The following is a 15,059-nucleotide window of genomic DNA, read 5'->3' as shown; positions in this document are numbered from 1 at the left end:
TTATATAAAATAATCAGCTTTTTTTAGAGATACTAATTATTCTAACCGTACTTAAATAACAACAAATAAACTTAACAGGGACCTTTTTCTATCGTTTTTAATAAGTAAGAGTATTTAACAGTTACAGAATAATTGTTGAATAAATGAAACTACTTTAAACATTGGACTATGAATAGAAAAGAGGTTATCTTACAAAGAATACAACCTGCATTAGCAGGCTTAACTGATGGGACTATTTCATCATTAGCACCTATTTTTGCTACGGCATTCTCAACCCATAATTCATGGAATACTTTTATTGTCGGGTTGGCAACATCTATTGGAGCAGGTATTAGCATGACCTTCTCAGAATATTTATCAGATGATGGTAATATTTCTGGCAGAGGAAACCCTTTAAAAAGAGGTTTAATTACAGGAGCTATGACCGCAACTGGAGGATTAGGGCATACAATTCCGTTCCTATTTAAAGATTTTAGCGAAGCCCTAGTTATTGCCCTCATCATTGTATTAATTGAACTATCAGTAATCGTTTGGCTTAGAAAAAATTACCTACAAGCTTCAATAAAACAGTCTGTGATACAAATTGTCATAGGAGGTTGCATAGTCTTATCAGTAGGTGTGTTATTAGGTCAGATGTGATATTTATTGCTTAAAAAGATCAAATGTATAATCGAGTAATTCAGTATTGCCTACTTTTCCATGACCAGGTATCACAATTTCAATTGCATTAAAGTCTGACTTAATATTTTGAATCGAATTGGCCCATGATAGAGTGTCTGCGTCAGCAAGATTGCCTTTAGACCATCCTTTACCTTTTACTATACAGCCTCCAAACAAAACTTTATCATTAGGGACATAAGCAACGATATTGTCTTTTGTATGTCCACTACCTTCAAATTTTAGAATGACAGGGTGATCATCAACTTGTAGTGTTAAAGTATCTGTAAAACCATTTTGTGGGGCTTCAAAACCATTTTCTTTAGCAAGTTGAATAGTAGAATTTGATGCATAAGATGGTACATTTTTACTATGAAGGTAGTTTAGTCCACCAAGGCAATCAATATGGAAGTGGGTAGGTACCGCACCTTTTATTGTGATATCATTTTCCGTTAACCAATTGTAAAGTAGTTGAGTACTTTTCTCATCGGTGGGTGTATCAATGATAATTGCTTCTCCATCATCTATCACAACCATACCATTACAAGGAACCTTTCCCCATTCTTCCGTATTTAAGAAGGAGATATGTTGCCAAACATGCTCTGATAATTGATGTAATTCTAAATCCTCATTAATAAACTCTTTAGGTAATTCTTTTACTTGTTGGCAAGAAGATATAAGTAATGAGATGAATACTAGGCGGATTATGTTTTTCATTTTTTGCTAAGTAATAGTGTTAAATATCAATTGTATAAAATTAACTATGCATGATTATTATAACAAAAAGGTCAACGTGAATTACTCAAGTTGACCTTTTTAATTTTATGTTCTAAAAGTCTAATGACTAAAACTTTCAATGTCTTTTGGATTGTGCTTGTGTTTAAACAACACAGCAAAAAGAATTGCAACTACCAATGAATAGGCTGCAAAGGCAAACCAGATATTTGGCCAATCTCTTAATCCCTCTGTATCAGTAAAGAACTGATCAATCATTACACCAGATACAGAACTACCTAATACTGCTCCAAATCCATTGGTCATCATCATAAATAAGCCTTGTCCTGACGCTCTGATCTTTTCATCTGTCTGAGATTCAACATATAATGAACCTGAGATATTAAAGAAATCAAATGCCATACCATAGACAATACATGAGATAATGATCCAAACTAACCCTGAACCAGGGTCACCGATACCTAATAATCCAAATCTCAATACCCAAGCAAACATACTCATTAGCATAACATTCTTAATACCAAAACGCTTTAAGAAGAATGGAATAGCTAAAATAAATAGTGTTTCAGATACCTGTGAGATCGACATAATGATGGCAGGATATTTTACTGCTATACTGTCTTTAAATAAAGGATTAGTATCAAATTCATGTAAGAAGATATCACCATAAGCATTGGTTAGCTGTAATGAGGCTCCTAATAACATAGAGAAGATGAAGAATAATGCCATCTTCTTTTGTTTGAATAATTTAAATGCATCAAATCCAAGTGCTTCAACCCAAGTTTTTGATGAGCCTCCTTTATTTACTCCACAAGAAGGTAATGTAAAGGAATAAAGGCCAAGTGATATTGAAGCCAAGGCTGCAACATAGAATTGAGCTGGTGAAGTTTCAATTTTTAATAAACTAACCACCCACATTGCAACAATAAAACCTACAGTACCCCAAACTCGAATAGGTGGGTATACTTTTACAATATCTAAGTTGTTTTTTTGTAATGCCGAGTAGGCAACAGTAATTGACAATGAGATTGTTGGCATGTAGAAAATCATATTAAGTAACATGACAACAAAGAAAGTAGAGGGATTGTCGATCTGTGGAAGGTAGCAAAGAATACCTGCTCCGATAACATGAAATATCCCTAGAAGCTTTTCTGCACTTATATAACGGTCAGCAATAATTCCTGCAAGGGCAGGCATAAATATAGAAGCAATACCCATCGTAGAGAAAATTGCTCCAAACTCTGTTCCTGACCATTGCATGGTTTTAAACCAATAACCTCCAATGGTAATCAACCAAGCCCCCCAAATAAAGAACTGTAAAAAGTTCATGATGGTAAGGCGTATTTTTAAATTCATACTGCTTTAGAAAATTGAATTAAAACGTATCGGCTACAAATATAAATTTTAATTGTAATTTTTAATGATGATAATCGATAGTAAACCTTAATGAAAGATAATTCATTTAAATTATCCGTTACAAAAAGGGATTCACTTTAGAGTTATTACTTAGTAGCCATTTTTATTTCGAAAGTAGCTCCCTTTCTTTCATTGGTGAATAATCTGAAGTCCCAACCATGTTTTACAAGTACATCTCTACAAATCATTAATCCAATACCTTGGCCAGTTGTTTTGCTACTGTAAAAAGGAGTGAAAAGTTTATCTTCTACCTCTTCGGATATTTCAGGCCCAGAATTCCAAATGCTGATTGTTTTGGAGCTTTTATTATAACTAATTTCGATTTTTCTTTCGTCTTCGGTTTCTATAAGTGCTTCCTTGGCATTCTTCAGAACATTAATCAATAATTGCTCAATAAGATTAGGATCAGCAACAACGTTTAACTTTTCGGGGAGATTGTTTTCAACCTTGATTTTGAGTGAAGTAAAGTCAGAGTGATATAATTGGATAAGATCTTTACAGACTTTTGAAAAGTCAATTTCTTCTAATTGAGGGTCAGGTACTTTTACTACAGATGCGAAGTTCTTCATAAATGTTGCCATGGAATTATTTCTACCTTTGATGATCTCTAAAGCATCCAAATAATCTTCTTTAAGCTCTTGGTCTGAAGGTTGAAATAGTTTTAAGGTGTCAACATAAGAATTGATGGCACCCACTGAGTTATTGACTTCATGGCTCATCATTCTAATGACTTTACTATATGCTTTTTTCTCTTTCTTTATATCATCCAAATAAAGGTCTTGAATGATGATAAATTGTTGCTGAAAACCCTTGAAAATAAAGGCAGATTTTTGACAACGATAGCGACGCCCACCAGAAAGTTGTAGCTCTATGGGTTCATTTAAAGGTAAATTGCTTAAAGAGGAGAGAAGTGGGTTATCCGATTCAGTTAGTTTAGCGTTAACTAACTCTTCCATTTCTTTTTCCAACATAGTTAACCCCGTTGGATTGACTTGGATAATCTTTTCATCATAATCCAAGATAATGATACCATGAGGTGTCGCTTTGATCAGATGATCTAGAAAATAACTCTGTTCTCTTTGTTCAACTCTTTCAAGGTGAATCCTATCAATCATCTTGTTAAAAACAAAAACTAGTTTATTGACAACAGGGTGGGGAGTTGGTAATAATCGGGATTGAAAATCATTATTCGACAATAACCTAAGTGCATTATTCAACTCTTGTAATGGTTTATTGATAAATAACCAAAGTCGAATAATCCAAAGCACAACAACAACAGCCACAACTTCTGCAATTAGAAATAACTCAGGGTGTTGAAGCCTTGTTGGGTAGGTGACACCTATTAAAGTCCCAGCAACTATTAATGATAATAAGCTATATTCAATCTTGAGCATCTGTTATACCGTATTTTTCTATTTTTCTGTAAAGTGCATTTCTTGATATACCCAATTGCTTGGCTGATGGAGCAATTTTGAAGCGGTTGTCATTTAATGAGTTTTTAATCATAATGATTTCCATTTCTTCTAATGTCATCCCATTCGGAATAATTTCTTCTTTAATTTCATCATTCTGGAATGCATTAATATTAGTTGGGTTATTCTCAAAGTCACTTACTTGAAGAATATCATTCATACTCATAAGTACAGAGCTTTCTACCCAGTTTTTTAATTCTCTGATATTTCCCTTTAAAGGTTGTTTTTGTAACCATTTTAACGTCTCCGGTGCAAATGATTTCCCTGTGATACCATAAGACTGTTCGAGCTGTTCTAAAAAATGATTGGCGAGTAATGGAATATCTCCTTTTCTTTCCCTAAGTGGTGGGAGTACTACCGTAATAAGGTTGATTCTGAAGAACAGATCCTCTCGGAATTTTCCCTCTTTTACTAAGTCCGGTAGTGTTTTGTTGGTAGCAGAGACTACTCTGAAATCTGCTGTTTGAGTTTTAGAAGAACCTAGAGGTTCAAATTTACGTTCCTGTAATACTCTTAATAATTTTACTTGTGACGATAAATCAAGTTCACCCATTTCATCTAGGAAAATACTTCCTTTATCTGCAACAGCAAATCGTCCTTCTCTATCTGTATATGCTCCGGTAAATGACCCTTTTTTATGTCCGAACATTTCAGATTCAAATAGTGATTGTGAAATACCTCCAAGGTTCACCTTCACAAACTCATTATCTTTTCGAGGACTATTTTTATGAACGGCTTCAGCTATTAGTTCTTTACCAGTACCGCTTTCTCCCATAATAAGTATTGGAGCATTAGTTTTGGCAACTCGGCCAACCGTTTCTAGTACTTGGAGTAATTTTGGATCTTGTCCTATAACATGAGAAATGTCAAACTGTTGCTCTAGTTTTTTTCTGGTTGGAGATTTTTCCGGCAGTTTAGTTTTAAACTTATTTTTTTCGACTGCGATTGCATCAGTGATACACTTTAACAAATGATCATTTTCCCATGGCTTATTTAGAAAGTCTGATGCGCCTAGCTTCATTCCTTCAATGGCTAATTGCATACTTCCCCAACCAGTAAATAATACTACCGGAAGGTCAGGTTGATGTTGTTTGATTTTTTTTAAAGTATCTAAACCTTCTTCTCCTGTAGTTTCCACTTTGAAGTTCATATCCAAAAGGACACAAGAAAAATCAAACTCCGATAATAGTGGTATCCCTTCTGTTGGATTTGGAGATAGTATAGGTTTGAAACCGTTCATTTTGAGAAATAATCCGATAGATTTTCTTACTGCTTCATCATCATCGATGATCAGTACGTAGTTGTTTGCCATGGTAATAATTGATTGGGATCTCCGAAACTCTATATCTTTAAAACAAGAAATAGAGTTTCGGTTGTTTATTTACAGCTCATTTAAAGCTTCATTTGGTGTAATCTTCATTGCCAATTTACTTGGGTAATATCCACAAATAATTGTAATGAGTAATACAAAAACCAAAGATAATAATGCTCCAATTAAATATATACTGTTAGTGAAATTAAATGCACCCAATAAAGGAAACTGAATCGCAATTATACTTCCCAAACTGGTTCCAATAATAAACAATAAGAATACTTCTGAGAAGATTTGTTTAAATATATCTTGAGTAGATGCACCCATTGCTCTACGAATACCAATTTCACTTTTTCTTTTACTGATATTGTACCATAATACCCCATAAAGGCCTAATGCGATATTACACACCAAGAATAAGGCAACAAAACTGATTAAGAACAGAGGAAGCATGGCATAATTATTTTTCTCATCTTGAAGGTTGTCGAAATATAAGACCTTTACTCTAAGCTTATTACTTAATTTTTCTATTCTACTTACCGTTTGTGCTTCAATTTTTCTAGGGTCATTTTTTGTTCTAATAAATAACTTACTTTGATGACTATCCTTTAACCAATCTAGATTGTCTGCATTTCTTAAAACAATATCTTCTTGATCTGCTAAATCACTTTCGAAGTTGTAATAATCGATAACACCAACTATTTGGTAACCTCTTTCTTCCGATCCAAATGAATCATCTGCATCTAGGTAAGGAGATAATTTATCATACAATTGTTGGTTGACAATAATCGTTTCTTTACTACTTTCTTTATCAGCTGCAGTAAATCCTCTGCCTTTTACAAAATTGAAGTTCATAAATTTAACAGCATGTGGACGTAACCTTTGTTCTGTTGGCCAGAAAGTGATACCATTTTCGAAAGTATATCTTGTCGTATTTCTACTGCCAAAATAAGAATGGGAATAATCCATCTCTGTAACATCAACAATTTCTTCATTTGAAAGTAAAGATTGAGTGATTGCCTCATAGATTTGATCTTCCTCTTCTTCAGTTTCAGAATTGGTATCTAATGTCATGATCATAATATTCTCTGTACTAAAACCAGTCGGGTGAGAGTAATTTTCTAGTTTTTTATACAACAGAGAGAATAGTAGGAATAGTATCACAAAAGAAAATGTGATCTCAATGATCATTAGCGTATTTTTCTTTTTTCGAGTCCAAAGGATATTTAATAGATGCTTAATCATTATTGTTTATCGTTTTTAAGTGAACTGATGATACCAAAGTTTGAGATTTTTAGAGCAGGGTAGAAACCTGACATTAAGCTGAAGAATAAAGTACAGCCTAAACCATAGATCAATAATTGGAAATTGATTTCTAGGTTGAAATTATTGCCAATCCAACCGTATGTGTTGAATAGATAGATAACAACAAAAGTCAGTAAAACCCCAATAAAACCACCGATAAATGTTGTGAAGATGTTTTCCATCAATAGTTGATAAAGAAGGTCCAATGAGGAAGCACCAAAAGATTTTCTAATTCCCATTTCAGCAGTTCTTTCGGAAGTTCTTGTAATGTTTAAATTAATCAAGCTTAGTGCAGGTATTAACATCACAAAAAATGCTATTAATGAAAGGTAGACACCAAATAGTTTTTCATCTTCGATTTCAAGCATATGATAGAATAACCAAGCTTTTTCAGTCAAGAACTTAGCACTCATGCTTTCTTCATTATGCTCTTTATTAATAGGAAGTAATGAGATGATATGTTGGAATTCATCTTGCCCAGCCTCCATAGAGTCCTTGTCTTTGAATTTCATCAACATGGTATTGTTACCTAAGAACCTATGCCAATCAGTATTTTCTTTTTGGTATATATCTAAAGGAGTGTATACATCTGCTGTAGCTTGACGTCTCATCTTATTAACGTCTTCGATGACACCAATTACTTCGTAGTATTCTGATTGTATTTTTATTTTTTTATTCAGAGGGTCTTCAGTTCCAAAAATATTGTCAGCAACGTATTTTGAGATAATGACTAGTTTTTTTCTTTGCTCTAAATCTTCGAAGCTAAATGGACGACCAATAATAAATTGCAAAGGAAAGATTTTGGTGAAGTTATTATCGATACTCATTCTTTGAACATCTAGACCTAAATCTTTATAGTATAAGTTAGTATACCAGTGGTTCATTGTAACACTCATAACTTCTGGAGTTTTCATTTTCGAGAAGTAATCTTTGAATGCACTATAGCTAAACCCAGAGTTGGACCAACCATTTCCTTCAGTTCTTTTTACTTTTAGTTGAGGAGCGATCAATACTTGGTCTATGTCCTTGTAAATGCCATTGCTTCCGTATCCTGTTTCTAATATTGATCCAACGAACATGACAATCATGATAGTGATACTAATACCGAATAGGATAATAAAAGAAAAGAACGGATTCTTTTTTAAAGAGTACCAAGCAAGTTTGATGTAAGTCTTCATAATTAAACAGTTTCTAGGTTTTGAGCTTGAATAGACACTTGACGTCCATCAAATATTCTAATAATTCGATCAGTCATTTTGGCTTGTTGCTCATCATGAGTAACCATCACTATAGTAGTTCCTTCTTTGTTCAGTTTTAAAAGCATTTGCATTACTTCATCGCCCATTACGGAATCTAGATTACCAGTTGGTTCATCAGCAAAAATGATAGAAGGATTTCCTACAATAGCTCTTGCAATGGCAACTCTTTGTCTTTGTCCACCTGATAACTGAGAAGGTTTGTGATCCATTCTGTGAGATAATCCGACTTTCTCTAAGGCTTCTTCAATTCGTTTTTTAGCCTCGCTAGAAGAAATTTTTCTATATAGTAAAGGCATTCCTACATTTTCTCTTACACTTAAATCATTAATAAGGTGAAATGATTGGAAGACAAACCCTAAATGTTGATTTCTAAATTTAGCTAGCTTCTTGTCAGAAAGGCTTAATGGATTACTTCCGTTGATATTTATTGTTCCCTCAGAAGGTAAGTCAAGTAGTCCCATGATACTTAACAATGTAGATTTACCACAGCCAGAAGGTCCCATGATAGAGATAAACTCTCCTTCTTCTACCGTTAATGATACATTTTCTAATGCCCAAGTTTCAACGGCATCTGTTCTAAATACTTTGCTGATATTTTTAAGTTCAATCATTTTTAGGTTGATTTAATTCGTTTGATATTTTTTAATTTGACACTAGTAGAAAACTCTAACGAACTGTTTTAAAGTTCATTATATCTATTGAAAAAAGCATTCTAATAGTTTTAAGTAATTTATAATCAGTTGATTACGTTTGTTTTCGTTCCTTTTTATACAAAAGAGAATGCTTCATAGAAATGCAAAGTGTTCCGTTTTGTAGCACTTTTCTAAAACACTACTTCATTACGTATCTAATATTTTCCCCTTCCTCAAAGTCAAATAATGTTACTGTACGAAGTTGGTAGTAGCTCATCCAATACGATTTTAAGGTATTGATGTATGCATTTTTTGCTTGATCTTTTTCATCTGTTGACCAAACCAATTCCCTAATACTTATATCGCCCAATTCATAGCGTTGGAGTGCAATAGAATATTTCTTCTGAGCAACTTCGTCTGCAGTTTTGATAAATGTTACCTGTTTAGCCATGGTTTCAAGTTGCTCGCTGGCATTAACTACATCTCTTTGAAAATCCAATTGATCTTGATCAATCTGAGCATTGACTAATTCATAACTCTTTTGTGCAGAATGAATTCTTGCTTTAGCTCTTCCCCAATCAAGGATAGGAACAGCCAACGTAACATTGATTTGTTGAGACTGAATGGTATTCTGGTATGCTTCGCCTAATTGTCCAGCTTGGTTACTTAAACCAAATGCAACTTCAACATTTGCTTGAAACCTATTGTCTCTTTTTGCTTTAATAATTTCACTTTGGCTAGCAATTCTTCTTTTTTCATAGTTGATGAAATCTTTGCGATTTAACTTTGCCTTTTCCCAAGCTACATCAGTACTCACTTCATTTAAGGTGTATTCAGATGGTACTAAGAGCTTAATGTCATCATCTTCTGATAAATCAATTTGTAAATAATTAATTAATGATCGCATTGATTTCCTATAGCTTAAATGAGCAGTAGAGAAAGTCTGTTCAGCAGAAATAACGTTTAGTTCCACTTGTAAAACTTCACTTTCACTAGCTTTTCCTAGTTCATATTTTGCCTTTGTGATGCGAGCAATTTTTTTATTATCTTCTAGGTTGAGGAGGGCAATATTTGCGTTCCACTGTGCACTTAATGCGTTGAAATAAAATTCGGTAGTTTGTACAGCGATCCATTCCATGTCTTCGATAAATTGTTTCTCAGCTTCTTGAAGTTGTAGTGGAGCCAATATTTTTTGCCATTTCAACTCATTATATTGGAAAATGGGTTGAGAGTATCCTACATATACAGGCTGTGCTTGATATTGATGGAAATTACCTTGAAAATCATCAAAACGATTGATCTGACTACCTACAAAAAATGCACCGCCAGTAGCAGCTATTTGTTGAGTAAGATTCAATTGCATATTAATATTGTTCTGTTCCACAGCTTGGTAAACAATACTACCATCTGGCTGAGTAATAGGATTGTAGTTTTTTCCGTAAGATGAAGGAGTACCTTTTAGTTCTAATTGAGGTCTTAAGTTAGTTTGAAAGGCTTTATAATCTGCTCTTTCAATTTCTAATGTGGTATTCGCTAATCGAACATAATTTGAATTTTGTTGAGCTAAATCTATAGACTGTTGTAATGTTAGAACCTTTTGAGCTTGACAAACAAAAGAAATAGATAAGATGAAAAGTATATAGTTGAATGTTTTCATTGTTAGTTGATGTTGATTTGTGGTACATTTTTGAATTTATCTGTAGGAGAAATAATAACAGAGTCGCCTTCATTTAATGCAGACTGTACTTCGACCCACTCAGCATTTCTATAACCCGTTTTTACTTTTACCTTTTGGGCTTGACCATTCTTTACTAAGAAGACTTCTTCTACCAACTTCCCTTTAAAAGCTCCTTTATTTTTTACTCTTAATACATTTTGATGTTGTTCTCGAATAATGGATAAATCAGTGACCATATCAGGTCTTAGTAATTCTAAGCCTTTCTGCTCTTCTAATTGGATGAAAACAGTGATCATACCATTGTCAGAAGAAGGGGAGATACTAGAAATTGAACCGACATAAGCAGCCTTAGAGGTATTGGCAATTACATCCATTCCGATAGATAATACTGAAACGTATTGATCTGAGACTCTGCCTCGGATTCTAAATTGCTCCATGTTAGCCACTCTTGCTAGCACTTCACCTTCTGAAATAGAAGCACCTACTTTATCATTTAAGTAAGTGATCACTCCATTCATCCCAGCTTTCGCTTTCGCTTTCTCTAGTTTTCTTTCTTGTTCCTTGATGTTTTTTATTTGGATAGAAAGAGCTAATTCTAGAGTTCTAATCTCTTGAGTAATTGCTTTTTCTTTAATAAGTAGGTCGTGGGCTAACTGTTCTTGCTTCAATCTTTCAACACTTAATAAGGTCTTGGCTTGTTGAACATTTTCTGCCGTAGAACCACCAATAGATAGTAGCTTTTCTTCTGACTTCAATTCTTCTTCTCTTCTTTGAAGTTGAAGTTGATTAATTTCAGTGTCTTTTTTAAGGTTAAATAGTTCTTTAGATAGGCGTAACTTTTCTTTATTGATATGAGATCTTTTAATATCTGCTTCATCAATCATGGCCATCAATTGATTTTCTGCTTCTGCAGTATTAATCGTTAATAATGGCTGATCACCTTTAATCTCTTGACCTAAGTAGGTGTTAGTTGATTCTATGAAAGAAGAAAAAGGAGAAGTAATGGCTTTTTGAATAGTAGGCTCAATTTTTCCTGTACCTCTAATGGTTAAGGATACATCACCTTTTTCAACAACATCAATTAGAATGTCATTTCTATCGATAGATTTAGATAAAAAATGGTTGATAAAGTAAAGTGCTCCGCAAAGGATAATTACCCCAGAAGCAACCTTTAAATAGCTTACTTTTTTTTCTCTTTTCTTTTCTTGTTGTGATATTAATCTGTCCATTTTGATAAGTGATTAGTGAAATACACTTATACAATTGAAAAGATTGTTCAAAATATTGTAACTGATTGATATTTAAGGTTTTGTGTTGGTTTTTGAGTGGATTTAATCTTATTGAATCGTTGCTATTTAAAACAAAGTGTTTCGTATTGGAGCACTTTTAGATTTACCACTTAGCTTCCATGATTTGACTAGCCCTAGTTTTCTTTTTGTTGAGGTAGTTTTTCTTGACATATCCAAAATTCAGATTGATACCAAATCGGATACCTAATGATTGGGCTTCTTGCCAGTCACTGATGATTTTAACGACATCATCAGACATTGCATAGGCTTTTAATCCAGGGAAACCAACAGTTACTGCTGCACCAATTTTATTGATACCACTTTTGTCGGCAGAATAACTTACTCCAAGGCCTATAAAATCAGCAAACCTTTTATTCATACTCACTGAGACTTTAGGGTTAAAGTATTCTTCATAATAGCTGAAACCTACTGTAGCACCAATGATAAATTTATGCCCGAAATCATAACTGGCAGCACCATTTACATTAAGGGGTAATGTAGTCGTATAGTCAATCTGTTCTTGGCTATCCATTACATGCATATCAAATAATGCAGAAATAGAATCGTATTGTGCGTTAGAAATATTTTCAGAATTATTAGAAAATAGATCGTTAGGAGTGGCTCCTTCGAGTCTAAAACTATTATAGCTATCAGCGCCCAATTCGTAATCTCTTCGTCCATTTCTCCAATGAATTTGTCCAATATTGGTCGCAGCAAATTCAAATAACCAGTTGTCAGTGTGTTGGTAAGTGATTCCAAAATCAAATGAATAACCATGGCCAGCACCTCCTGCCAAGTATGCTAAGATACCGTCAGAATCAAAGTTTCCCGATGCATCAAAAATATTTGTAAGTCCTGTTGTATTAATTGGTCCTTGTACTCCAATTACAATCGGGTAATTCGAAGCATCAATTGTTTGTATTGTGATATCTGCAGAATTCATTTTGATATTGCCGATACCTGATAAATACTTGGCATTGAACCCAATGGTAACTCGATCCTTGATGTTGTAATTAAAGCCCATTCCATATTCTCTGTAATGAGAAACCTCAAGAGTAGGATTTAGGTTGAAAACCTGTCCTAGATTATCAGGATGGGCAGTACCTTTAGATAATAATTCGCCTAAATCACTATCTATATAAGAAAAGCTATTTAACTTCTCTCTAATGAAAAAGTTAAGGCTCACTTTATCAGATGTGATATAAATACCAAAAACATCTAAAGCTGCATTACCTTCAATAATGTTCTGGTTTTTCAGATTTTGGAAAAGCTTTTCTAAATCTATGTTTTGAGTATATTCTCCTTTGGTAAAAATATGGTTGTAAGAAAAAACAGTCGATTCCGCATTAGCATAACAAGATGGGAGTACGATCGAAGTTTTATAAACCGACTTATGGGCAGGGTTAAGTTGAGAGGATTGAGGCATGTCTTTCATAAAGTAAAGCATGTACTCTTCCTGACCAAAGGCTTTTTGCTGAAAACCTAGAGTAACTAAAAAAATGAAGTAGTATAGATAGTGAACTTTAAAATTCATTAGGGTCAATTTTTACGGTGGCACTCAAGCCTGCACTGATATTTATTTTTTGTTCAGGGAAGAAAGGAACCACTTGAAAGCCTGGTGTACTAAAGGTACCTTTTATTTCTACAAAATTCGAGGAAATGATCTTTTGTGCATCTTCTCCTGTAATTCTAATCTTAGTTTTTACATGTCCACCAGTATTATTGACACTAATACTGTCTAAACTTGGTGCTTTCATAAAGTTCAGTGTGTTATTACCAGACTCTTGACTAATATCTATTTGATAAGGTGTGTAATCTACTGTATCATCCAATGTATAGATAGAAAGATAACCATCCATAGGGAAGTGGTTTTCAAATTCTAAAGATAAAATAGCAGAATCCAGAAAACTGATACTTTCTTGGTATTGCTCATCAAAAACTATAATTTCAGAAAACGCAACATCTTTTAATCCTAATAAAAATGGAACTCTAAAGAAACTGTTAGTCTTTAGATATGAATTCTCATCAATGAAATAAATCTCACCTCTATTCATCTCAAAAGACATTTGCCCTTGAATACTTATCTTATTTGGTTTCTTGTTGAAGATTCCAACTTTTTGTTGGGTGAATAATGTGTCAATAAATTCTTCTCCATGAGTGGAACTTCTTCCAATGGTTGTTTTGGTAAACTCCAGAGGATGTTCTGTGCTGTCAATACTACTTACGGCATAAGTTTCAATATTTCCTGCAAGTACATCAATACCAAAAGTACTATACGTAATAAGTTGATATTCAAATGCTGATAAGACCACTTCACCTTCTTCTAGAGTAGTGTCAAAGATATCAATAGGTAATACCTGTTTTGGTACAGGAAGTTTTAAATTGATATCTACAACAGGAGTGAAGTTAATATGACTGATCACATCAATAGTATAGTCTATGGAGGTAGGATCTGGAATCTGAAATGAAATAATTTCAGAAGTATTGACTGACCTGTTTGATAACCTCAACTGAGTTGAAGTGCCTCCTGAATTATTGATTGCATTATTATTGAAATTAAGCGTAACATCCTTGGTTTCATTTGCTGTGAATAGTGAGGAAGTGAAGTTTTGAACAGTAGTATCTCCAGAGTTAATATGAAGTAATTCTAACCTAAAACGACTATTAGCGGTGTTATTGTTTTTAATGGTTATGGTAAAGTGACCTTCTTTAACATGCACTTCATTGACTTCAAATAACTGATTAGAGACCGTAATTGGTACCAAATATTCTCCTGTATGATCTATTTGAGTGAATAGTTCAGGTAAAGTAGTTTCCGGAGTTAGGAAAAATAATTCACCGGATAATATATCACTACCTGTAAGTAGCGCAGGTTGATTTTCTTTTTCTGCCTCAGTCCACCAGGTTTTGAATTCTAAAACCCAAGGTACATTAGATTTATCCACTCGACTTTGTGAAGAGGGTGGTAATAAATCTTCTAGATAGATATCACCTTTCATCAATGGAAAAGCAAAATATTTCTCTTCTAAAGGTTCAAGGCCAATATCATTGAATTCATTAGGATCAAATCCGCATGAACAGTTTACAATTAAGCAGAGTAGAATGAATGATCTCGTAATAGCTGTCATCTAAAAAAATAAAGTGATATTCAAATTTAGTGTTTTTTCGATAAACTAGTAACGCTTTAAAATTTAGGTGAAAGAAAAAAGGAATAGAATACAAAAAGAAGATGCTAAGAGATCTATTGGTAATAAATAATGATTTTGAAGTTTTGTAAATATTTGGTTGATTATTCTTCTCTTTT

At 33.6% G+C, this 15,059-nt stretch carries 12 protein-coding genes; 1 reads left to right on the top strand and 11 read right to left on the bottom strand.

Features of this window, described 5'->3' with window-relative positions; genetic code table 11:
• Nucleotides 1-168 precede the first annotated feature (168 nt).
• Complete coding sequence (locus HGP29_RS04980; protein WP_168881271.1) at nt 169-639, top strand: VIT1/CCC1 transporter family protein; 471 nt, start codon at nt 169-171, stop codon at nt 637-639.
• A gap of 3 nt (nt 640-642) precedes the next feature.
• Here HGP29_RS04980 and bla read toward each other — a convergent pair whose 3' ends face one another.
• The 11 genes from bla to HGP29_RS04925 all read right to left on the bottom strand — a co-directional run bounded on the left by bla (nt 643) and on the right by HGP29_RS04925 (nt 14,883).
• Nucleotides 643-1,374, bottom strand: a complete 732-nt coding sequence (gene bla / locus HGP29_RS04975) for a subclass B1 metallo-beta-lactamase (protein WP_168881270.1) — start codon at nt 1,372-1,374, stop codon at nt 643-645.
• A 120-nt stretch (nt 1,375-1,494) separates the two neighbouring features.
• On the bottom strand, nt 1,495-2,748 hold the full coding sequence (locus tag HGP29_RS04970) for a nucleoside permease (protein WP_168881269.1): 1,254 nt from the start codon (nt 2,746-2,748) through the stop codon (nt 1,495-1,497).
• 146 nt (nt 2,749-2,894) lie between these two features.
• A complete protein-coding gene (locus tag HGP29_RS04965) occupies nt 2,895-4,202 on the bottom strand; it encodes a sensor histidine kinase (RefSeq protein ID WP_168881268.1) in 1,308 nt (435 codons plus the stop codon).
• Nucleotides 4,189-5,592, bottom strand: a complete 1,404-nt coding sequence (locus HGP29_RS04960; RefSeq protein WP_168881267.1) for a sigma-54-dependent transcriptional regulator — start codon at nt 5,590-5,592, stop codon at nt 4,189-4,191. Before HGP29_RS04960 ends, HGP29_RS04965 begins: the two co-directional genes overlap by 14 nt.
• Before the next feature lie 69 nt (nt 5,593-5,661).
• Nucleotides 5,662-6,837 carry an ABC transporter permease gene (locus HGP29_RS04955; protein ID WP_168881266.1) on the bottom strand — a complete coding sequence of 392 codons (1,176 nt, stop codon included), beginning with the start codon at nt 6,835-6,837 and terminating at the stop codon, nt 5,662-5,664.
• Nucleotides 6,837-8,075, bottom strand: a complete 1,239-nt coding sequence (locus tag HGP29_RS04950) for an ABC transporter permease (RefSeq protein WP_168881265.1) — start codon at nt 8,073-8,075, stop codon at nt 6,837-6,839. The genes HGP29_RS04955 and HGP29_RS04950 overlap by 1 nt, the downstream gene beginning before the upstream one ends.
• A 2-nt stretch (nt 8,076-8,077) precedes the next feature.
• A complete protein-coding gene (locus tag HGP29_RS04945; protein ID WP_168881264.1) occupies nt 8,078-8,767 on the bottom strand; it encodes an ABC transporter ATP-binding protein in 690 nt (229 codons plus the stop codon).
• 220 nt (nt 8,768-8,987) lie between these two features.
• A complete protein-coding gene (locus HGP29_RS04940) occupies nt 8,988-10,445 on the bottom strand; it encodes a TolC family protein (protein ID WP_168881263.1) in 1,458 nt (485 codons plus the stop codon).
• Between the two features lie 2 nt (nt 10,446-10,447).
• A complete protein-coding gene (locus HGP29_RS04935) occupies nt 10,448-11,695 on the bottom strand; it encodes an efflux RND transporter periplasmic adaptor subunit (RefSeq protein WP_168881262.1) in 1,248 nt (415 codons plus the stop codon).
• Nucleotides 11,696-11,858: 163 nt separating this feature from the next.
• Nucleotides 11,859-13,289 (bottom strand): DUF5723 family protein, encoded by a 1,431-nt coding sequence (locus tag HGP29_RS04930; RefSeq protein WP_168881261.1) that lies wholly within the window; start codon nt 13,287-13,289, stop codon nt 11,859-11,861.
• Nucleotides 13,279-14,883, bottom strand: coding sequence for a hypothetical protein (locus HGP29_RS04925; RefSeq protein ID WP_168881260.1), 1,605 nt, complete (start codon nt 14,881-14,883; stop codon nt 13,279-13,281). The genes HGP29_RS04930 and HGP29_RS04925 overlap by 11 nt, the downstream gene beginning before the upstream one ends.
• Between the last annotated feature and the right edge of the window lie 176 nt (nt 14,884-15,059).

It is taken from the genome of Flammeovirga agarivorans (genome assembly GCF_012641475.1).
GTDB lineage: Bacteria > Bacteroidota > Bacteroidia > Cytophagales > Flammeovirgaceae > Flammeovirga > Flammeovirga agarivorans.
This window is presented reverse-complemented; position numbering and strand designations above follow the sequence as displayed.